General features: G+C 57.6%; 18 protein-coding genes and 1 tRNA gene. 9 read left to right on the top strand and 10 right to left on the bottom strand.

Annotated elements, in window-relative coordinates; translation table 11 throughout:
* Nucleotides 1–81: 81 nt before the first annotated feature.
* From putP to B9H00_RS01960, 5 genes are all read right to left on the bottom strand, one after another.
* Complete coding sequence (putP, locus tag B9H00_RS01980; protein WP_086899246.1) at nucleotides 82–1,572, bottom strand: sodium/proline symporter PutP; 1,491 nt, start codon at nucleotides 1,570–1,572, stop codon at nucleotides 82–84.
* Between the two features lie 144 nt (nucleotides 1,573–1,716).
* Nucleotides 1,717–4,908 carry a bifunctional proline dehydrogenase/L-glutamate gamma-semialdehyde dehydrogenase PutA gene (gene putA / locus B9H00_RS01975; RefSeq protein WP_086899245.1) on the bottom strand — a complete coding sequence of 1,064 codons (3,192 nt, stop codon included), beginning with the start codon at nucleotides 4,906–4,908 and terminating at the stop codon, nucleotides 1,717–1,719.
* Nucleotides 4,909–5,174: 266 nt separating this feature from the next.
* On the bottom strand, nucleotides 5,175–5,948 hold the full coding sequence (locus tag B9H00_RS01970) for an AraC family transcriptional regulator (protein ID WP_086899244.1): 774 nt from the start codon (nucleotides 5,946–5,948) through the stop codon (nucleotides 5,175–5,177).
* 41 nt (nucleotides 5,949–5,989) lie between these two features.
* On the bottom strand, nucleotides 5,990–6,358 hold the full coding sequence (locus tag B9H00_RS01965) for a hypothetical protein (RefSeq protein ID WP_086901646.1): 369 nt from the start codon (nucleotides 6,356–6,358) through the stop codon (nucleotides 5,990–5,992).
* Nucleotides 6,359–6,421: 63 nt separating this feature from the next.
* Nucleotides 6,422–7,474 carry a CNNM domain-containing protein gene (locus tag B9H00_RS01960; RefSeq protein ID WP_086899243.1) on the bottom strand — a complete coding sequence of 351 codons (1,053 nt, stop codon included), beginning with the start codon at nucleotides 7,472–7,474 and terminating at the stop codon, nucleotides 6,422–6,424.
* 335 nt (nucleotides 7,475–7,809) lie between these two features.
* Between B9H00_RS01960 and B9H00_RS01955 the strand changes: the two genes are divergently transcribed.
* The gene (locus B9H00_RS01955; RefSeq protein ID WP_086899242.1) at nucleotides 7,810–8,085 is read left to right on the top strand and encodes a hypothetical protein; all 276 of its coding nucleotides are present in this window, start codon (nucleotides 7,810–7,812) and stop codon (nucleotides 8,083–8,085) included.
* Between the two features lie 663 nt (nucleotides 8,086–8,748).
* A tRNA-Gly gene (locus B9H00_RS01950) sits at nucleotides 8,749–8,824 on the top strand.
* 391 nt (nucleotides 8,825–9,215) lie between these two features.
* On the opposite strand, the gene B9H00_RS01945 is transcribed toward B9H00_RS01950, so the two are convergent.
* From B9H00_RS01945 to B9H00_RS01930, 4 genes are all read right to left on the bottom strand, one after another.
* Nucleotides 9,216–9,488, bottom strand: a complete 273-nt coding sequence (locus tag B9H00_RS01945; protein WP_086899241.1) for a hypothetical protein — start codon at nucleotides 9,486–9,488, stop codon at nucleotides 9,216–9,218.
* A 122-nt stretch (nucleotides 9,489–9,610) separates the two neighbouring features.
* A complete protein-coding gene (locus B9H00_RS01940; protein WP_086899240.1) occupies nucleotides 9,611–11,071 on the bottom strand; it encodes a dihydrolipoyl dehydrogenase in 1,461 nt (486 codons plus the stop codon).
* A gap of 95 nt (nucleotides 11,072–11,166) precedes the next feature.
* Nucleotides 11,167–11,913, bottom strand: coding sequence for a glutathione peroxidase (locus B9H00_RS01935; RefSeq protein ID WP_086899239.1), 747 nt, complete (start codon nucleotides 11,911–11,913; stop codon nucleotides 11,167–11,169).
* Nucleotides 11,914–12,089: 176 nt separating this feature from the next.
* A complete protein-coding gene (locus B9H00_RS01930) occupies nucleotides 12,090–12,422 on the bottom strand; it encodes a DUF6314 family protein (protein WP_086899238.1) in 333 nt (110 codons plus the stop codon).
* A gap of 147 nt (nucleotides 12,423–12,569) precedes the next feature.
* On the opposite strand from B9H00_RS01930, the gene B9H00_RS01925 reads away from it, so the two are divergent.
* From B9H00_RS01925 to B9H00_RS01900, 6 genes are all read left to right on the top strand, one after another.
* Nucleotides 12,570–13,457: an EamA family transporter gene (locus B9H00_RS01925; protein ID WP_086899237.1), complete on the top strand. Its 888-nt coding sequence runs from the start codon at nucleotides 12,570–12,572 to the stop codon at nucleotides 13,455–13,457.
* Between the two features lie 68 nt (nucleotides 13,458–13,525).
* Nucleotides 13,526–14,407, top strand: a complete 882-nt coding sequence (locus B9H00_RS01920) for an NAD(+) kinase (protein WP_086899236.1) — start codon at nucleotides 13,526–13,528, stop codon at nucleotides 14,405–14,407.
* On the top strand, nucleotides 14,397–15,371 hold the full coding sequence (locus B9H00_RS01915) for a metallophosphoesterase (RefSeq protein WP_236944334.1): 975 nt from the start codon (nucleotides 14,397–14,399) through the stop codon (nucleotides 15,369–15,371). Before B9H00_RS01920 ends, B9H00_RS01915 begins: the two co-directional genes overlap by 11 nt.
* 212 nt (nucleotides 15,372–15,583) lie before the next feature.
* The gene (locus tag B9H00_RS01910; RefSeq protein ID WP_086899235.1) at nucleotides 15,584–16,474 is read left to right on the top strand and encodes a rhomboid family intramembrane serine protease; all 891 of its coding nucleotides are present in this window, start codon (nucleotides 15,584–15,586) and stop codon (nucleotides 16,472–16,474) included.
* Nucleotides 16,475–16,477: 3 nt separating this feature from the next.
* Complete coding sequence (locus B9H00_RS01905) at nucleotides 16,478–16,744, top strand: YeaC family protein (protein ID WP_086899234.1); 267 nt, start codon at nucleotides 16,478–16,480, stop codon at nucleotides 16,742–16,744.
* Nucleotides 16,732–17,628 carry a DUF2797 domain-containing protein gene (locus B9H00_RS01900; protein ID WP_236944333.1) on the top strand — a complete coding sequence of 299 codons (897 nt, stop codon included), beginning with the start codon at nucleotides 16,732–16,734 and terminating at the stop codon, nucleotides 17,626–17,628. Before B9H00_RS01905 ends, B9H00_RS01900 begins: the two co-directional genes overlap by 13 nt.
* On the opposite strand, the gene B9H00_RS01895 is transcribed toward B9H00_RS01900, so the two are convergent.
* Nucleotides 17,623–19,134 carry a RimK family protein gene (locus B9H00_RS01895; RefSeq protein ID WP_086899232.1) on the bottom strand — a complete coding sequence of 504 codons (1,512 nt, stop codon included), beginning with the start codon at nucleotides 19,132–19,134 and terminating at the stop codon, nucleotides 17,623–17,625. The two genes, B9H00_RS01900 and B9H00_RS01895, sit on opposite strands and share 6 nt — an antisense overlap.
* 315 nt (nucleotides 19,135–19,449) lie before the next feature.
* Between B9H00_RS01895 and B9H00_RS01890 the strand changes: the two genes are divergently transcribed.
* Nucleotides 19,450–19,929 (top strand): GNAT family N-acetyltransferase, encoded by a 480-nt coding sequence (locus tag B9H00_RS01890; protein WP_086899231.1) that lies wholly within the window; start codon nucleotides 19,450–19,452, stop codon nucleotides 19,927–19,929.
* Nucleotides 19,930–19,936 lie beyond the last annotated feature (7 nt).

The following is a 19,936-nucleotide window of genomic DNA, read 5'->3' as shown; positions in this document are numbered from 1 at the left end:
CTTGAAGATGGTTTCACGGCATGTCATCAAAAAGGGCTCCCTCGGGAGCCCTTTTGACGTGTCAACTGCGGTTGGATGATCTCAGCGAGTGATCTGCTTGTATTCGCCGGAATCATTGGTAGCCCTGCTGACCACCACGATGGCAATAAAGGAAGCGATGAAGCCGGGAATGATTTCATAGACACCCGGACCGCCCAGAAATGCTGCGTTCCAGCCCAGTGCGATCCAGACCATGACCGTGACGGCCCCTACGACCATACCAGCGATGGCGCCGGCACCATTGGTGCGTGACCACATCAATGACAGCAGAATCAGCGGACCGAAAGCGGCGCCAAAGCCTGCCCAGGCGTTACTCACAAGACCCAGCACCTGAGAGTTCGGATCGGAGGCGATAATGGCGGCCACGATGCCCACCAGTAATACGCTCACACGACCCACTGTGACCGCTTCCTTCTCGGAGGCTTCCTTTCGCAGGAACAAACGGTAGAAATCTTCGGTCAGTGAAGAAGAGGCCACCAGCAGCTGGCTGGAGATGGTGCTCATGATGGCTGCCAGCAGCGCAGCGTAGAGGAAGCCGGTGACCAAGGGATGGAACAGCAGATTGGCCAGAATGATAAAGATCGTTTCCGGATCTTCAATCTGCATGCCATTGCGCACGGCATAAGCCCGGCCGAAGATTCCCAGCGAGACGGCGCCAATCATGGAAATGAGCATCCAGCTCATGCCGATGTTTCGCGCCACGGGGACATCCTTGAGCGATCGGATAGCCATGAAGCGCACAATGATATGAGGCTGTCCGAAATATCCCAGGCCCCAGGTAACGGCCGAGAGCCAACCGATGAAGGTCAGGCCATCCGTCCAGGAAAGCAGTGTGGGGTCTACCTCATTGAGGGTCTGCGCGGCCTGAGAGAAACCACCACCACCTTCGCCAAAGAGCACCACGGCCGGCATGATCACCAGTGCCAGCATCATGATGCAGCCCTGTACGAAGTCCGTCAGGCTGACGGCAAGAAAGCCCCCGACGACCGTATAGACCAGCACCACGCCCAGCGTAATGACGATGCCCGTGCCGTAGTCACCTAGACCGCCGATGTTGATCAGACCGGCGAAGGCACTTTGAAACAGCTTGCCGCCGGCGACCAGACCCGAAGCCGTATAGATGGAAAAGAAGACCACGATGACGATGGCAGATACCACCCTCAATGACATGGCGCGGGTAGGGAAACGATTGGCCAGAAAGGCAGGAATCGTAATGGCATTGCCATAGTGTACCGTCTGTTCACGAAGACGAGGGGCCACCAGCAGCCAGTTAAAGAAGGCCCCCACCAGAAGCCCCACACCGATCCAGGCCGAACCCAGGCCGGAGGCGAACATCGCCCCGGGAAGCCCCAGCAGCAGCCAGCCACTCATGTCCGATGCCCCCGCCGACAGGGCAGCGACCTGTGGGCTGAGCGTTCGGCCACCGAGCATATAGTCTTCGGAGGTAGAAGTAGAAGTGCGCATGGCGTATACGCCGATCGCGATCATGAGCGCAAAGTAAGCAAAAAGGCTGATCCAGACACCGATAGCCATAGAATTCTCCTGTCTTCTGATTATTAGGCCGGAATGTTTCCTGCAAGCGTCATGAGCAGGGCGCGCGCGAATGGAAAACCGTTTTTGACGTTGTTTTCAACCACAAATGGTGATCCATCGCGCGCCTGACTCATGGGGTCAGGATTAACCGTCACCCATGGCCAGCAGGGAAGCATTGCCCCCAAGCGCTGCTGTATTGATCGTACGCGTTTTTTCATTGGCAAAGCGCAGCAGATAATGAGGTCCGCCGGCCTTGGGCCCGGTGCCCGAGAACCCCTGGCCACCAAAGGGTTGAACGCCTACCACGGCACCGATGATATTACGATTGACGTAAACATTGCCTACTCGGATACGACTGGCCACGTGGTTGGTGAACGTCTCGTTGCGGCTGTGTACACCAAAGGTCAGGCCATAGCCGCGCTCGTTGATGGTGTCGATGACCTGATCAATCTCACTGGCCTTGAACGTCACTACATGCAGGATGGGGCCAAACTGCTCGGTCTCCAGCGCATCAATACCATCGATTCTGAATGCCGTCGGTGCAATGAAGGTGCCGTTGGCAGCAATGGCCGGATCAATCTCGGTCTCTGCAATCAGGCGACCTTCGCCCTTGAGTCGATCAATATGCGCCTGAAGACCTTTACGGGCATCCTCATCAATGACCGGGCCAACATCGGTGGCAAGCCTGGTGGGGTCGCCGATATTGAGCTCGGCCATCGCCCCCTTGAGGGTTTCAGTGACGCGCTCGGCGATGTCCTCCTGAACGTAAAGGACACGCAGCGCTGAACAGCGCTGGCCGGCACTCTGATAGCTTGAGGCCACCACATCCTTGACGACCTGTTCGGGCAGGGCGGTGGAGTCCACGATCATGGCATTCAGTCCGCCGGTTTCTGCCACCAGCGTCGGCAGAGGCGCGTTTTCACGAGCAGCCAGCGAGCGATTGATCAGCTGCGCTGTCTGGGTGGAGCCCGTGAAGGCCACACCGGTAATACGGCGATCGCTCGAGAGTACAGAACCCACTGTTGCGCCGTCACCCGGCAGCAACTGCACGACTTCACGCGGCATCCCGGCTTCATACAGAAGCTCAATGACGCGGTGCGCAATCAGTGAGGTCTGTTCGGCGGGCTTTGCCAGCACGGTGTTACCGGTCACCGCCGCAGCGACGGTCTGGCCGCAGAAAATCGCGATCGGGAAGTTCCACGGGCTGATGGTGGCAAAGACGCCCTTGCCCTGCATGATGAGCTCGTTGGATTCGCCCGTTGGGCCGGGCAGGACCGTGGGTGCCTCAAAGATTTCCCGGGCACGCGCAGCGTAATAGCGGCAGAAATCCACTGCCTCGCGGACTTCGGCCACGCCGTCGGTCAACAGCTTGCCGCCTTCCATGCAGCACATGGCCATCAGCTCTGCCATGTGTGTTTCCATCAGATCGGCGAAACGCTCCAGAATGGCAGCGCGCTTCTCGACCGGTGTATCGTTCCAGTCAGGGAACGCCTTCCACGCGACATCGATGGCATGTGAGGTTTCTTCGGCACTGGTCCAGCGGACCTTGCCGACCGTGCGGGTGTGATCCCAGGGGCAGATAACGTTGCGTTGATCGCCGCCACTGTCTTTCAGATCAAATCCCACCAGCGGACCGGCATTGTAGTCGCGCTGGAAAAAGGGCGTCATCTCGTCCATCAGCGGCTTGAACTGACTGTTGACGTTGAGGTTGATGCCTCGAGCGTTACGACGTCCGTCAGGAAAGATTGCCGCCGGCATGGGGATGTTGGCATTGAAGTACTGGCCAACACCGATCAGTTTCTCGACCGGGTGGACACACAGGGATTCGACCGGTACACGCGGGTCTACCAGCTGGTGCACGAACGAGGAGTTGGCGCCGTTTTCCAGCAGGCGGCGCACGAGGTAGGGCAGCAGATCCTTGTGGGCGCCAACCGGGGCATAGATGCGACACCAGGTGCCCTTCGGAGCTTGCTTGAGGGCGGCCTCGTAAAGCGCCTCGCCCATGCCGTGCAGGCGCTGGAATTCAAAGGCGCGATCACCCTGGTGAGCCAGATCGATAATGGTCGAAATGGTGTGTGCGTTGTGGGTGGCAAACTGTGGGAAGAGGCGGCCACGGGTATTGTCGGACAGCAAATAGGTCGCGCAGGCCAGATACGAGACATCCGTACAGGCCTTGCGGGTAAAGACCGGATAGCCGTCGACACCGAGCTGCTGTGACTCCTTGATCTCGCTGTCCCAGTAGGCACCCTTGACCAGGCGAACGGGGATTTCATCTCCCTGGTCGTTGGCAACATGTGTCAGCCACTGCAGTGCCGGAAGCGCTCGCTTGGAGTAGGCCTGAATGACAAGGCCAAACTTGCCCCAGCCCCGGCAGGCGCTGGAGTTGTAGACGGCCTTGAAGACTTCAAAGGACAGCTCGAGCCTGTCCACCTCTTCGGCATCAATGGTCAGGGCCACATCAAGACTGCGCGCCAGTTCCGCCAGCTGCTGTACGGTGCCCACCAGTTCCCGGAGCACTTGGTCGCGGCGGCCGGATTCGTAGCGAGGGTGCAGCGCTGAAAGCTTGATGGAGATTGAGGGGGCCGGCGTGCTTGAAGAAAGCTTCTGGCTGGTCTTGCCAACAGCGCGAATGGCGTTGGTGTAATCTTCAAGATAGCGCTGGGCGTCCTGACGCGTCAGCGCCGCTTCCCCGAGCATGTCATATGAGTAGGTGTAGCCCTTGTCGAACTGCGGCTTTGAGCGCTTGAGCGCCTCATCAATGTCCCGGCCCAGTACGAACTGGCGGCCCATGACCTTCATCGCCTGGCGCATGGCCTGACGAATGACCGGCTCGCCCATGCGGTTGACCATGCGGTTGATGAAACCGGCCGGTCGTCCATCCTGAGGATGATCCAGCTTGATCACACGTCCGGTGGTCAGAAGCCCCCAGGTGGAAGCGTTCACGAACCAGGATTCGCTTTGACCGGCGTATTTTTCCCAGTCACCGACACTGAGGCGATCCTCGATCAGGGCGTCGGTCGTGGCGGTGTCCGGCACGCGCAGCAAAGCTTCTGCCAGGCACATGAGCATCAGGCCTTCCTGAGTGCCAAGGCTGTATTGCTGCAAAAGCTCGTCGATGGAATCCACCGCGGTATCCATGGCGCGAACTTCGCGCACGAGGGCCGCTGTCCTATCGGCAATCCGCTTGAAATCCTTGTCATCGGTCTGCAGGAGTTCGATGAACTCCCGCACCAGATCGTTTTCGTTAACGATGTAATGATCGCTGATGCGGTCAAAAAGGGCTTCAGGCGCCTGCTGCCAGGTTTTGGCATCCAGTATTTGTTGGCTATTGAGCATAGTGAAGTTCCTTGCCGCGACGGGCAGCCAGCACTGATGGAGGACGCACAAAAGGCAGTGCACCGATGGCTGGCGGTTACAAGAGGATGGTGGCTTTTGCGACTTTAGGTCGCGGTGAGCAACGCCGTCTTGTCGATTTGCCGGGAAGGATTGTCAGATTGGCGGGAGTTGTGAGGCCCTTTGGGTGGAGCAAAAAAACAGGCTTTTCTTCAATGATTCTTTAGTCTAACTGAATGGGTGGGAAGGCCCACCCCTGCTGACAGGATTCATGAGGAAGACGTCTGGCGCAGTGCGCCGGGTGCGTGACCGAAATGGCGCCGAAAGGCGTGCGACAGGGCGCTTTGATTGGCAAAGCCCGAGCGCTCGGCAATATCAATCAGGGGCAGTCGCGATTCCAGCAACAGTTGACGAGCGGCGTTAAGGCGTTTGCGCAGAATATACTGATAGGGTGGCAGCCCGGTTCGAATGCGAAAAAGCTCGGTAAAGTGGGCGCTGGAAAGGTGCACCAGACTGGCCAGGTCTTCGACACGAATGCCCAGGGCCAGATGTTGATCGATATAGTGATCCAGCATGGTCAGGTTGAGTCGAGACTGGGGAGTTGCCTGCCGGTCGAGCAAGCGATGGGAGAGGATCGAAAGCAGGGTAGTGATCAGCAGGTCGCGGTCGACGTCCGGCTGATTCGTGATCTCTTCAACCATAAAGGTGAGATAGGCCCGAGCGGCACTGTCGAGCTCGAAATGCAGGGGCTGAGAGAAAAGCTGAAAATGATGTCGATAGGTGCCTGAAAGTCCCGGTGCATCATCAAAAAGATCCAGCAGCAGCTGAGAGTTGTCACCAATGCCGCGGTAACAATGTTCTCGATCTCCCGGGATGGTGCAGCCCTGAAACGGCGAGATATGTAGCGAGCGACCGTCAATGATGATTTCCGCTTCACCTGCCAGACCGATCACGATTTGATGAAAGGGGTGAGAGTGCGCCTGGGAGATCTCATCGAGAGGCGCGCGGCGAATGACGTTGGTGCTGGTCAGCGAGATATTCATGGCAATTCAATATCCGAACAAGGGACGCTCATCGGCCTGAATCAAAAGGCGCGTCGGTCATTGAGTGACAGTCTCGCTGTCAGGTGTTCACGCAGGGCGCGAATCTCCTCGATCCCGGTGGCTGAAAACAGCGCGCCGCCCTGTTCGAAACGCCAGGGCTGGCCATATTCATCCATGATGGCCTGACAGCGCCGGCGCACGTTTTCGAGATAGGGGTCGTGGCGAATCGGGTAGCCGACAATGGTATACCAGCGCGCTTCGGACACGCGGTTTTCCAGCGTTTCATCGAGCAGGGTCAGCAGATCGTCAGCACTTGTGCGATATCGCGGCGTTCGTGACAAAAGCAGTGCCGCGACCATGAAACCGCAGATCAGCAGACAGACGACAAAGGTCAGCAAAAAGGTAGCCATGGGGGTCATCGGTTGCCGGATCGGGACATTATTCTAGCATGTCCCGATCCATGACCGAGAGGGTCAGCGTTTGGGTAGCCGGTCGTTGATGGCCCCTTCGCGGCTGCGGCGGATGCGCTTGAGCCAGAGCTGCTTGGCGTGATGGCGGAGATTGGAGACATCATCGGTTTCATCGACGATGTCCTGTCCCAGAATGGTTTCGAGAATATCCTCCATTGTCAGCACGCCCACCCAGTTGCCGTGGGTGTCATAGACCACGCACATGTGATGGTGATCGTTGAGCATTCGAATGAACACCTGCTCGACGCTGTCCTCGCTGTCGACCGAGTCGATCGGGTGCATGATTGATTCGAGTGTGGCGCTGTCGTCGGCGTGGTAGGCGTCCATCTTGTGAATATAGCCCACGGTCTGTTCCGGCGGCGTCATGACCGGGTAGCGCGTAAAGGGCAGGTCGCTATAGCCGGCATCAAATTCGGCCACTGTCATTTCAGGCGTCACGGTGGTGCATACCGTACGCGGTGTCATGACATCGCGTACCGGAATATTGTGCAGATTCAAAATGTTGATGATGGTCTTGCCTTCATCGGCATCCACGACCCCGCGCTCCTGACCCAGCTTCGCCAGCGCCTTGATCTCTTCACGCACATCGACATCGTCTTCTGCGCTGTCGCCAATTCGACGTGTGATCTGTTCCGACAGCCATATAAAGGGCAGCAGCAACCAGATCATGACCCTGAGGGTCGGGGCCAGCAGCGGTGCAAGCTGTCGCCAATAACGGGCTCCAATGGTCTTGGGCAGTATTTCCGATAACACAAGAATCAAAAGCGTCATGATCGCCGACGCCACACCGATCCATGTCTCCCCGAAAACCGCAGAGACCTGTGCGCCTACACCTGTCGCGCCAACGGTGTGGGCGATGGTATTGAGCGTAAGAATAGCGGCCAGAGGTCGGTCAACGTTGTCCTTGAGCTGACGCAACGAGTGATGCAGGGCGGGCCTTGATTCCTGCAGACGTGCAATGTGGCTGGGAGTGAGGGAGAGCAGGGCGGCTTCAAGTACTGAACAGATAAAGGAAATGCCGATGGCAGTCAGGGCAAATACGATCAGGAGGATCATGGAGGCTCAGCGTGATGATGGGTACGGCATTAATGACATCTCTCCCGGAGCATTGAATTAAGAGAGTATTAAAAGAAAACGAATTTGAGTAAGTTTATGTAAATATTAAGACTGGCTTTTGGCTCGAAATGGGCCGTCTCAAGGCCAATTTAGCGGCATTTTGTCGCCATTTTGCGACATCGATTAAGTATATTTAATGTATTTTTTGCAAAATTAAATAATTTGATCACAAAATATGTTTCTTTTAATACTTTAGCCTCGTTGGGTGATGAGTATAATTCGTTCAGATTCCAGATTATTAATCCATGTGATGTTAAAAGGCTGACGCATTCGGCATGCAAACTCTCGACTCGCTCGAGCTGGCCATTCTGACCCGCCTGCTCAACACCGGCCGATACCAACGTGTCCATGTCAAGGCAATTGAGTTTGGAGTAACGGATGTCGAGTTTACGCGTGCTATTCGCTATCTCTTTCGAAGAGGGCTTATCGACGCAACCTGGCAGAATGACACTTCGCGTCACTTGATACAGCGATTGTTCAGACGCGACGCCTTTGATCAATGCTGCGGACGCATTACCGAATATGGTCTGGAGGTGGTCATGACGGGGTAGAGCGTGCTTTCCATATCTTTCCGCTCATCCTCTCGATCCTTCATGCATTATTGCCACGCATGTGACATGTGTGACTGCTAGCCTCTATGGCATCAACGGATTGAAAGGGCAGGAGCAGGAATGCGAGACGCCATGGAAGGCCATTTGAAATGCCCGGCATGTCATGTGCCCGTAACGTCCAGACAGCTTAAAAGGACAAGGCTTGATGAACCCTTGAACTGCAGGACATGCGGCGCCTATGTGACGACACCTGCCAGGTATGCGAAAACCGTGACCGAACAGGAAGTGCAGCGCATCTTGACTCGTTATGATGCCGTAATCAGCGCGCGACACCCGATGTGAGTGAAACCGCAATGCCATGGTGCCGGGAAGCAGCAGTGTGAGGGTAGGATCCGACCAAAAAGTCGGGTTCTCTTTGCATGACTACATGACGTAGACATAAAAAGACCGCCACAACGAGGTGGCGGCCATGCAAGGAACAGTTAAACCAAGACGCATCCCTCAGCGACTGAAGAAGAACGTCTTGCCTATTAAGACCCCCCGGTTGCCAATTTGATCCCTAAAATCGAAATTTTTTTTACTCGATGCTTTTTTGCCTCAAAAACAGCACTTTGTAGCGCGTGACTTGTGTTTGCCGATGGGGGCTTTTATGATGAGCGCCATGCGGGTATAGCTCAGTTGGTAGAGCGTCAGCTTCCCAAGCTGAATGTCGTGGGTTCGAGTCCCATTGCCCGCTCCATTTCCTTTCCAGTACGTCTTCCAGCCTCTTTCCGGCTTCATCTCAACAAGCCTTTGCTACTGGCACGTTTTCCGTGCTGCTTCTGCACGTGCTGACTGCCATCCAGCCCGGATAAAGACAGGTTCATGCCTGGCGATGTGATCGATACGTTCGGATATTGAATGCTGGGGTCAAGGCATAAAAAAACCCCGACATCCTTGCCGGGGTTTCATACTCCAATGACAGACATTGCGGCCGACTACCTCTTCCCTGAGCGTCACTCTGATCCATCAGAGTGCCGAATGCCTGCACGCCAAGACTGTAGGGAGAAAATAGAAAAGCTATACAGATATTGCAAGAAAACTTGTACATCTTTTCGATGCATCGTGTTGCCTGCAACATTTCAACGGGCTCAGCTCTGACTGAAAAACTCGAGTACGCGGTCCACGCCCAGACTGTCCGACCAGGCGGCCGGTGTCTGCATCACGGCAATGAACATCTGATCTTCAACGTCCACATACTGTTCGAGATCGGCAAGAATCAGGTCGGGCGTGGCCATGGTTCTGACAAGCCAGGTGGCTTCGAGAATGTGCAGGCTGTTCGGATAGCGTGCCAGGGCCCTGAGCAGGTGATGGTATTCCTGGCCGGGGCGCTTTAGATCGCAGGTAATCATGTAGTCGGCCATGCGTGGCTCCTGAGAAATGCTGCCGGCAGACGATGCCAGCACACACTGGGTCATGACATTGTTGAAGCAACCGATCGTTAAATCGAGCGGCTTGTGTCGTCATATTCATGCGTTGAAAGCGGCTAGCTACCGGGGCCGGTTTCCATGCAGTGCTGTGCCATGGCAGGGCCCTGCTTGAGACAGGCATTGAGATCGCGCAGAGCAGTGCGCAGGCCTTCTTCAACACAGGGGTGATAGAAGGGCATCTCCAGCATCTGTGCCACGGTCATGTGCTGCTGATGGCACCATGCCAGTAGATGGCCCAGATGTTCTGCCTGTGGGCCGAACATTTCGGCACCCAGAAAGCGCCCTGAGCCCTGTTCGCCATAGACGCGCAGTAGACCATGATTTTGTCGCATGACCCGGGCGCGCCCCTGATACTCAAAGTTGACCTCGCCGATGGCATAGCTGTCGCAGGGGCGCTTTTCGATATCGGCCCAGGTTTGTCCGACGGCGGCAATCTGGGGGTCGGTGAAGACTACCGTCAGCATCGAGCGCCGACGACCGGCACGAATGTTCGGGTAGCGGCCGGCATTATCGCCGGCGATGCGTCCCTCATCGGAGGCTTCATGCAGTAGCGGCAGCTCGGCATTGGCATCGCCTGCGATAAAGATGGACGCAGGTGTGCCATCCCGGCGTTGACACTGCAGGGTATAGCGATCAAATACCGGTACCCCTTCATCCATGCGCAGATCGGCGCGATCAATCTCCAGCCCCTCAAGATTGGGCGGGCGGCCCGTAGCGGCAAGCAGATAGTCAAACGACTCGGTAATCTCATGGCCGCTGTTGCGCTCGACAAAGGTGATGTTTACCCGGTCATCGACGAGTCCCACGTTGCGCGTTTGCGCTTCCGGATCGAGATAAAATTCCTTGTTGAACTGCTGATCAGCGTAATCGCGAATATTCGGGTCGCTGATCGGGCCGACGGCTCCGCCAATGCCAAACATGCGCACCCGAACCCCCAGTCGTGACAGCGCCTGCCCAAGCTCCAGACCCACCACTCCGGGACCGAATACGGCGACCGATTCGGGCAGGTCGTCCCAGTAAAAAAGGTCGTTGTTGGTGACCAGACGCTCGCCGGCGGCCTTGAGAACATCAGGGAAGTCGGGGCTGGAACCGGTGGCGATGACAATGCGATTGGCATGAACACGGGTGTGGTCATCGATGAGGAGGGTGTTGTGATCTTCAAAGATGGCGTGGCCGCAAAGGTGCTGTGCGGCATCGATCTCTTCTACCGAGTCGATGACCCCTGCCACGAAGTGGTCGCGTTCACGCTGAACGCGTGCCATGACCTCTCGCCCCTCAATGCGAATATGGCCATCAAGGTGGATGCCAAAGGCCCCGGCATCGCGCGCGTGATGCGCAGCATCGGCGGCGGCAATCAAGAGCTTGCTGGGCATGCAGCCTACTCTGGCGCAGGTGGTGCCATAGGGGCCGCCTTCGATCAGGACGATGCTGTTGGTGTGGGCGCAGGCCGCGTGATAGGCGCCAAGGCCGGCGCTTCCTGCGCCTATGATCGCAACGTCTACATGTCTTTCTTGCATGCTGAAACTCCATTCCATGGATAAGCGGTGGGGGCTGCACATACAAAAACGGCCACCCGAAGGTGGCCGTCATGATCAGGCAAATGATCGATTGATCAGGCAACAGCCTGCTCAAGATGCGCCTTGAGATCTTCAGCACCGCCAATATGGCGACCATCGATCCAGACCTGCGGTACGGTGGCGTGACCGGTCATGGCGCGCAGTGAGCGGCTGGTGATGTCGCGGTTGCCAATGGTGATGTCTTCATAGGCAATGCGATTATCAGCCAGCGCCTGCTTGGCGCGTGCACAGTGCGGGCAGCCCGGCTTGCTGATAATGGTAGCAAAACTGGGGCGCTCTGCCTGCGGATTGAGATAATCGAGCATGGTGTCAGCGTCGGACACTTCAAAGGGGTCGCCCGGCTTTTGCGGCTCAATGAACATTTTTTCGATTTTGCCATCGCGAACGACCATCGAATAGCGCCAGCTGCGCTTGCCAAAGCCCAGGTCGGTCTTGTCCACCAGCATACCCATGCCTTCGGCGAAGTCGCCGTTACCATCGGCCAGCAGGGTCAGATGCTCGGCTTCCTGATGTTCGCCCCAGGCTTCCATCACGAAAGCGTCGTTGACGGAAAGGCACAGGATTTCATCGACACCGCTGGCGAAAAGCTGCTCTGCCAGCTCGTTGTAGCGCGGCAGATGCGTGGAGGAGCACGTCGGCGTGTAGGCACCCGGAAGAGAGAAGACAGCGACAGTGCGATTGGCAAAGATGTCCTTGGTCTGAACATCGATCAGCTCGCCGCCCTTGCGCTGCTTGAGAGTGACTTCCGGTACAAGCTGTCCTTCACGATTTTGCAATTCCATCGTTTGCTCCATGTGTTATTGAAATACTGCGGTGACAGACACCGCTGCCAGAAAACATCCTGAGTGTATGTGTCCGGGTCTCATCATGATATTTGAATAAGACAAAGGTCGTAATAGGGAGGGGTAATTGGAAAGCTTTGGCTAATGTTATGACCCCTCCATGGCCAGCCTTGCGCCTACCGATAGCAGTAGTGAATGCGCTCCTGTTTGCGCGGCCCTTCGACCGTCCAGGTCAGGTCGAACCCGTGGTCTGTCATGATCAGTTCGCCACTGTAGAGGTCTCGAACGCATAGATGGGGCGCAAGGCTCATCAATCGATTCTCCTCGACCACCACCAGTGGAAACAGAAAGACCGCATCCTCCTGCCCGCGGCGTTCGTGATAAAGCTCGACGCGATCCTCTACGACTTCAAAGCGATAGACGTTGCTAAAGGCCATTCGGCGGCCGTTGGCATGCGTAAAATGCCCCTTCTCATGAAAGCGAAGGATCGGGGGCTCTCCACTGACCATGACGTCCCCAGTACCCTGGCCGGCCCAGTCACTCGATGATTCGGGGCCGGGAGAGGCGGTAAAGGAGAGTGTGCGGGTTGCCTCGAGGCACTCGGTCAGGCGTATAATTGTTGTTAACCTTGAAACTCTATCTGGTTGACGAAGCATATGGGCTATCTACTCGGGGTCACACTGTTGTGGTCCTTCTCGTTCAGTCTGATCGGCGTGTATCTGGCCGGTCAGGTGGACAGCTATTTTGCCGTATTAACGCGTATCTCGCTTGCCTGTCTGGTATTTTTGCCCTGGCTTCGCCCGCGCCTGCTGGATCGGCGCCGAACGTTGGGGCTGATGGGCGTGGGCGCCGTGCAGCTGGGACTGATGTATGTGTGTTATTACCAGTCCTTTGTGCTGCTCAGCGTGCCGGAAATCCTGCTGTTTACCATCTTCACGCCGATCTATATCGCACTGCTGGACAACCTGATCTGTCGCCGGCTCGACATGTTCCAGCTGGCAATGGCCGGGCTTGCTGTACTGGGGGCGGCATTGATTCGTTACCAGGCGCCCGGTGACGCGTTCTGGACCGGTTTTTTCATGGTGCAGGGGACCAACCTGTGTTTTGCCATCGGTCAGGTCGGTTACCGGCATCTTATGCGTGGCGTCGAAGGGACTTTGCCCGCCATTAATGTCTTCGGCTGGTTCTACATCGGGGCGCTGCTGGTAGCGCTGCCGGCGTGGGCGTTGCTGGGCAGCAGCGAGCACCTGCCCACCACGCCGGTGCAGTGGGGTGTACTCGCCTGGCTGGGCATGGTGGCTTCCGGTGCGGGCTATTTCTTCTGGAATCAGGGCGCTCGACGTGTCGATGCCGCAACGCTTGCGGTCATGAACAATCTGCTGATTCCCGCAGGACTTCTGGTCAATCTGTTGATCTGGAATCGTGATGCGGATCTGTCGCGAATCGCTCAGGGAGGGGCTGTCATGCTGCTGGCACTGCTTGGCAGCGAATGGTGGCGTCGCCGTGCCACGCGTGCGCCTGTCGCCTCGGCTGAATTTTCATGAAGGTGTGGTTTACCCCCGCGCAGCGCTGAACGCATAATGCCGGCTCGATGAAACAGTCTGGACAGGGCATGACACAGTTCAACCGGGTAGGGTTGGTGGGGCGGCCTGACAGTGACAAGGTCGTTGAAACACTCGAGCGTCTCATGGTGTTTCTGGAATCGCGCGGGCTCGAGGTGCATCTTGAAACGGAGACCGCCAGAGCCTGCTCGATCCGAAAGAGTGGCAGCATTTCGCTTGAAGAGATCGGCCGTCAGTGTGATCTGGCCATCGTGGTCGGCGGTGACGGCAGCCTGCTCGGGGCCGGGCGCATGCTGTGTCGTTTCAATACGCCCATCCTGGGGGTCAATCGCGGTCGATTGGGATTTTTGACCGACATCAATCCCGATGAGGTCGAACATCGCATCGATGAGGTGCTCAACGGGCAGTTTGAGGTGGAACGGCGCTTCCTGCTGGATACCGAAGTCAGGCGTGATGACGCCGTCATCGGGTCGGCCTGCAGCCTCAACGATGTGGTGCTTCATCCAGCCGCTGCGGTGCGCATGATCGAATTCGAGCTCTACATCGATCGTCAGTTTGTCTATCGCCAGCGCTCCGATGGGCTGATTGTTGCGACGCCGACCGGTTCCACAGCCTATGCGCTTTCCGGTGGCGGGCCCATTCTGCATCCCCGGCTCGAGGCCATCGTGCTGGTGCCCATGTTTCCCCATACCCTGTCGAGTCGACCGATCGTGGTCGACGCTGCCAGCGATATTCTGCTCGAGGTTGTGGACAGTCACGATGCCGAGCTGCAGGTCAGCTGTGACGGACAGATGAAGGTGGTGGTGCAGCCCGGTGACCTGATCTCCATCAGGAGAAAGCCTGAATATCTGAAGCTGCTGCATCCGCCGGGATACAGCTATTTCGAGGCCTGTCGCAGCAAACTGGGCTGGAGCAGTGGCCTTGTTGGTTGATGCAGCGCCGGGTAATCCCGCTCTGGGCATCGGTGAAGGGTTTGACCTGATCGGCGATGTTCATGGCTGTGGAGACCTGCTTGAAAATCTGCTGGAGAAGATGGGGTATCAACGCCGGGATGGCGTGTATGCGCACGACTCCCGGCGCGCCATTTTCCTGGGGGATCTGATCGATCGCGGCCCTCATGTTCAAAAGGCGCTCGAGGTTGTGCGTTCCATGGTGGAGGCGGGCACGGCACTGGTGGTCATGGGCAATCATGAAGCTCATGCCCTGAAAGAGTGTCTGGGACAGGGAGGGCGTGGTTTTACCATGCCGCGCGTTGGCGGGCGCAGTGAGCGGGTCATGTCCGAGACTCTGAGGCAGTTCGAACGAGCGCCGGGGCTTTGGGCATCGTATCTCGAATGGTTTCTCGAGATGCCGTTGTGCCTTGAGTTCGAACATTTTCGAGTGGCGCATGCCTGCTGGGATGAAACGCTGCTGCGCCCCTTTCTGAACGATCATCCGGATGGTCGAATCGATCGACATTTTCTGGCCGCGGCCAGCATTCAGGGCAGTCCCGAGCACCGAGTACTTGATCGCACGACACGCGGTACGCAGCTGCGGCTGCCCAATGGTCAGGTCATTCGTTCGATGGACGGTGCCAGACGAAGCGTTTTTCGCACTCATTTCTGGGCGCGTTCACCGCAGTCCTATGGGGACGTGGTCTTTCAGCCCGACCCGCTACCGCCCGAGTTTGAGGACCATCCGCTTCGCGACGACGAGCGGCGTCGGCTGGTACATTATGGGGCATCACAACGCCCGCTTTTTGTCGGTCACTACTGGTGTGAGGGTATCCCGAGCCTGCCGACGGCCAATATTGCCTGTCTGGATTACTCTGCCGTGAGAGGCGGCCGGCTGGTGGCCTATCGATTTGATGGTGAGTCAGCACTCGATGCCGGGCGTTTTTGCTGGGTCAGCGCCTGAGCTGCAGGCTCGGCCATGAAATAAAATTCGGATTTTTTAAATGTGTCCGGAACTTTTGAGTCACACTGTCGTCAGAGTAAGTGTTCCCTTGAATGATCCCTTGCTCTTGTCCGGCGGACCCTCTCCGCCGGACTTCTTTTTGTGTTTGTTATTCAACGTCCGAACCCATGAGCATGACCGGCTGGCAGGTCCCAGCCTCAAATGGAGTGAGCATGCCTCAGGCGCTGCGTTTTCCTCTTGATGCCGATATCGAAGGGCTGCGTCACGCACTCTGGAAACATCGCATTGGACACCATTACTCGCGCGATCAAAACGGACAGGTGCTCTGGCTGATCGAGGATGTTCAGCTCGAGAAAGCCCGTGAGCTGATCGACAAGTGGCACAAGGGCGAGGCCATGACCCTGGATGGCCAGGATGCGCCGGTCGCGCGTGCCGGTTCGATCATGGGGGCGCTTCGTCTGGCACCGGTGACGACAGTGGTCATTGTCATGTGTCTGGCGGTGTTTGCCTGGCAGAGCATCGACAATATTCAGGCGCTCACCGCGCTGGCCATTGCGCCCATCGCCATCGAGGGCAAGCAGCTCTATGCCTCCACGCTTGGGTATGCCCTGTCACAGGCAGAAGTCTGGCGATTGTTCTCGCCGGCCTTTTTGCACTTCAGTCTGATGCATCTGATCTTCAATCTGCTCTGGCTCTGGTATTTTGGCCGTCAGGTGGAGGCCCTGCAGGGGCGCTGGCGCCTGCTGGCCCTTTTGATTTCGGGCATGCTGGTGTCCAATCTGGCCCAGTACGCCACCGGCACGGTCCTTTTTGGCGGCATGTCAGGGGTGGTCTATGCCCTGGTCGGCTTCGTCTGGCTCTATTCACGACTGGTGCCCGACAGCGGCTTTCAGTTTCCGCCAATGCTGATGGTGTTCATGGTGGGTTGGCTGGTGCTTTGCATGACGCCGGCGGCCAACTGGCTCGGTTTTGGCAATGTCGCCAATGAGGCCCATCTTGGCGGGCTGTTACTGGGGCTGGCGGCCGGGCTGCTGGGATCACGCTTTCATCCGCGCCGTGCGGTGCCCGTGCCCAAAGACAGACACAAGGATATTGACGGATAAACCATGAGCGACATGAATTTTGAGCGCATGATCGAACAGCTGACGCCGCAGATGTATGAAGGACTCAAGCGCGGCGTGGAACTTGGCAAATGGCCCGATGGCCATGCTCTGAGCGCCGAGCAGCGCGAGCTATGCCTTGAGGCCATTTTGCGATTTGAAGCAAAGCATGATGTCGCACCCGAGCAGCGTACAGGGCATATCGATCATCATGGCTGCGGTAGCGACAAGCACGGCGAGGCCAAGGGCGACACCATTAAATGGGTCAACTAGACCTCGAATCGCTATGGTGTCTTCAGACACCCCCCGTTGAGAAGCTTGAGCGTGCCGGTGGTCTCTCCCGAATGATGATTACGGCAGATGCCACGGGCCGCGCTCACTATCACTTGCGCCTGGGCGAGCATGTTGAACCGCTCAATGTTTGGCTTGGGCACGACATTACACTGTGTTTTGCCGGGCGTATTGTCTGCGTTAACTGCCAGCAGCCCACCCGCAAGAGTTTTGGTCAGGGCCATTGCTACGCTTGCTTTCGGCGCCTGGCACGCTGTGATACCTGCATGATGGCCCCCGAGCGCTGTCATTATTTTCAGGGCACCTGCCGCGAACCCGAATGGGGCGAGCGACACTGCTTTGCCCCTCATGTGGTGTATCTGGCCAGCAGCTCGGGCGCCAAGGTCGGCATTACCAAACCTTCCCAGATGCCCACGCGATGGCTTGATCAGGGAGCCGTTCAGGCCCTGCCAATCCTGTCGGTCGCGTCGCGCCGTCAGTCGGGCATGGTCGAGGCGCTGTTTCGCAACGAAATCAGCGATCGCACCCACTGGCAGCGCATGCTCAAGGGGGAAACCGCTGATGTCGATCTCATCAGCCTGCGTGATGATCTGATGATGCGGCTGGCGCCAGGGATTGCCTCACTCAGGGCGCAGTTCGGAGAGGACAACATTCGGGCATACGACGAGCAGACGGTTGCCCGCTTTGACTATCCGGTGCTGGCCTGGCCCGAGCGCGTCAGCGCCTTCAACCTGGAGCGCACGCCGCAGGTCGAAGGGCGGTTGATGGGCATGAAGGGCCAGTATCTTATGCTCGATACCGGCGTGATCAATCTGCGAAAATATACCGGCTATCAGGTCAGTATGACGCTCTCGGCGCGCTCATGAGCCGTGTTGCTGACGCACAGGCGTCGCTATGGGCTGGCGCTTGCGCTCCATCTGTTCCAGAAACCACGCCATGATGCGCCGATAAAGCTCCGGCCCCAGCACGACATCTTCCACGCCAACATCCAAGTTGGGATTATCGTTGACCTCGATGACCACCACTCGATCACCGCTCTGCTTGAGATCAACCCCGTAAAGACCATTGCCGATCAGCCGGGTGGCCTTGAGCGCGGTCTTGATGACCTTTTCGGGTGCCTTTGCCGGATCCATTGTCTCGAAGCCGCCACTTCGCACCCGACCTCCGCTGTGGTCGTAGATCTGCCAGTGTCCTCGGGCCATGTAGTAGCGGCTGGCAAACAGCACCTGTCCGTCGAGAATGCCGATGCGCCAGTCGTATTCGGTCGGCATCCATTCCTGCAGCAACAGAAGGGCGGAATCCTCGAAAAGCCGCCGCGCTTCCTCAATCAACTGCTCTTTGGAACTGATCTTGACCACGCCGCGTGAAAAGGCGCCGTCGGGTATTTTCAGCACCTGCGGAAAAGTGAGGGTGTCGGCCAGGGCATCCAGACGATCAAGGTCACTGCGATTGAGCAGATGCCCCTCGGGGGCCGGGATGCCGCGAGCACGCAGCAAGGCATGGAGATAAACCTTGTTGGTGCAGCGCAGTATCGACTGGGGGTCGTCGATCACGACCAGGCCTTCGTGTTCGGCTCGGCGTGCCATGCGCCAGGTATGATGATCAAGCTGGGTGGTTTCGCGGATGAACAGGGCATCGAATTCAGCCAGTCGACCTTCGTCACGTCGGGTAATCAGGCTGACGTCGATCCCCATCGAACGCCCGGCACGAATGAACTGCTTGATGGCACTCTTGTTGCTGGGCGGCATGGCTTCTGCCGGGTCGACCAGAATGGCCAGGTCGAACCGGTAGCGTCGACGGGCAGAGGGCGTTCGCCATACCTGGCGGGAGTGGGCATTCAGCGCGCGAGCAAAGCGATCCTCTTCTTCCGGGGCAACGTCCTTGAGCGAGAGCGCCTGCAGACGTGCCAGCCGCCAGTCGCCGTGACGCTTGACGAGTCGTGCTTCCATGATCGGGCAGGGCAGGTGCGAGAAAAGCCGTCGACCCAGCCGCGCCAGCGATGCCATGCCGGTATCACCAAAGAAAAGTCGCAGGTCCAGCCGTTCACCCTGCAGCGCGCCGCGGCGGTTCAGTTCGGCCATCATGTCATTGAGCCCGTCCAGCTGCAGATCGATCAGTGCCTTGCGCTTGAGCTGGTTGAGCGTCTCCACATCGGGCTGAACGCGTTGCCCGCGTGCCTGTGCCAGAAGCGAGACGTAATAGCCGGTCTCCAGGTAGTCGAGGCCGCTGCAAAGGTTAATGACGTGAGTCGAGCGGTCCTGATCCGTACTCTCTTCCAGTGCCAGAAATTCATCGGCGCTGACCAGGTCATCACTGGGATAGTAGGGACGCCAATCGCTGGGGTGATCCACAACAATACGCAAACGTGACATGACGCACTCCGCCGCCCAAGGGGAAATATGCGCATCATAGGACGTCCCCGGCCATCGTGAAACCGTGACGAGCAACCATGATGGATGAGCATGCTCACGGTGGAGGGTGGTAGTCGCACTCGAGGCAGGATCGATGCGGTCATGACCCCAGAAGGGATTGGCTGACCCATTGAAAGGAAGGGCATCTATCCCCGGAAGTATTTGTCGCTGAAGACGTCTACAAATTTTGGCGATGAATGCGCCACACGGCAGGGTCTTGCACGCCGTGAAGTGATAGGATTGCGGCCCTTTGGATTCTGGCCTGGAGAAGAACGCATGGCTTTCACGCTGCGCGCAGCGGAGGGTAGGGATGCGGCGGCACTCAATGCCCTCGAGCGCACCTGTTTTGGTGATAACGAAGACAGCTTCAGCCCCTCACAGCTGAAGTACTTGGTCACAAAGGCCAATGCCCAGACCCGTCTGATTATCGACGAGGATGACGCGCTGGTAGGATACGGGACGCTGTTGTTTCGTCGTAACGAAAAAAAGGCGCGCCTGTATTCCTTTTGTCTGCATCCGGACGCTCGTGGCCAGGGGCTGGGGCAACGGCTGCTGTTGGCGCTGGAGGCAGTGGCCCTGACGCGCGGGTGCGACAGTATCTATCTGGAAGTGCGTGCTGATAACCGTGCGGCCATTTCGCTATATCGCCGCATGGGGTACGAGGTTCTGCACTGGATGGAAGATTACTATCACGATGGCTGTGCCGCCTGGAAAATGATCCGCTCACTGGGTGAGGGTACCGGTACAGCGCCATAACCCTGGC

Source organism: Kushneria marisflavi (assembly GCF_002157205.1).
GTDB lineage: Bacteria > Pseudomonadota > Gammaproteobacteria > Pseudomonadales > Halomonadaceae > Kushneria > Kushneria marisflavi.
This window is presented reverse-complemented; position numbering and strand designations above follow the sequence as displayed.

What these genes read in the sequence shown, in the direction of transcription:
- B9H00_RS01900 (WP_236944333.1), top strand. Translation starts at nt 16,732, where the DNA reads ATGGGTCAACTAGACCTCGAATCGCTATGGTGTCTTCAGACACCCCCC.
- putP (WP_086899246.1), bottom strand. Translation starts at nt 1,572, where the DNA reads ATGGCTATCGGTGTCTGGATCAGCCTTTTTGCTTACTTTGCGCTCATG.
- putA (WP_086899245.1), bottom strand. Translation starts at nt 4,908, where the DNA reads ATGCTCAATAGCCAACAAATACTGGATGCCAAAACCTGGCAGCAGGCG.
- B9H00_RS01910 (WP_086899235.1), top strand. Translation starts at nt 15,584, where the DNA reads ATGCCTCAGGCGCTGCGTTTTCCTCTTGATGCCGATATCGAAGGGCTG.
- B9H00_RS01960 (WP_086899243.1), bottom strand. Translation starts at nt 7,474, where the DNA reads ATGATCCTCCTGATCGTATTTGCCCTGACTGCCATCGGCATTTCCTTT.
- B9H00_RS01955 (WP_086899242.1), top strand. Translation starts at nt 7,810, where the DNA reads ATGCAAACTCTCGACTCGCTCGAGCTGGCCATTCTGACCCGCCTGCTC.
- B9H00_RS01940 (WP_086899240.1), bottom strand. Translation starts at nt 11,071, where the DNA reads ATGCAAGAAAGACATGTAGACGTTGCGATCATAGGCGCAGGAAGCGCC.
- B9H00_RS01890 (WP_086899231.1), top strand. Translation starts at nt 19,450, where the DNA reads ATGGCTTTCACGCTGCGCGCAGCGGAGGGTAGGGATGCGGCGGCACTC.
- B9H00_RS01945 (WP_086899241.1), bottom strand. Translation starts at nt 9,488, where the DNA reads ATGGCCGACTACATGATTACCTGCGATCTAAAGCGCCCCGGCCAGGAA.
- B9H00_RS01895 (WP_086899232.1), bottom strand. Translation starts at nt 19,134, where the DNA reads ATGTCACGTTTGCGTATTGTTGTGGATCACCCCAGCGATTGGCGTCCC.
- B9H00_RS01970 (WP_086899244.1), bottom strand. Translation starts at nt 5,948, where the DNA reads ATGAATATCTCGCTGACCAGCACCAACGTCATTCGCCGCGCGCCTCTC.
- B9H00_RS01935 (WP_086899239.1), bottom strand. Translation starts at nt 11,913, where the DNA reads ATGGAATTGCAAAATCGTGAAGGACAGCTTGTACCGGAAGTCACTCTC.
- B9H00_RS01920 (WP_086899236.1), top strand. Translation starts at nt 13,526, where the DNA reads ATGACACAGTTCAACCGGGTAGGGTTGGTGGGGCGGCCTGACAGTGAC.
- B9H00_RS01905 (WP_086899234.1), top strand. Translation starts at nt 16,478, where the DNA reads ATGAGCGACATGAATTTTGAGCGCATGATCGAACAGCTGACGCCGCAG.
- B9H00_RS01965 (WP_086901646.1), bottom strand. Translation starts at nt 6,358, where the DNA reads ATGGCTACCTTTTTGCTGACCTTTGTCGTCTGTCTGCTGATCTGCGGT.
- B9H00_RS01925 (WP_086899237.1), top strand. Translation starts at nt 12,570, where the DNA reads ATGGGCTATCTACTCGGGGTCACACTGTTGTGGTCCTTCTCGTTCAGT.
- B9H00_RS01930 (WP_086899238.1), bottom strand. Translation starts at nt 12,422, where the DNA reads ATGGTCAGTGGAGAGCCCCCGATCCTTCGCTTTCATGAGAAGGGGCAT.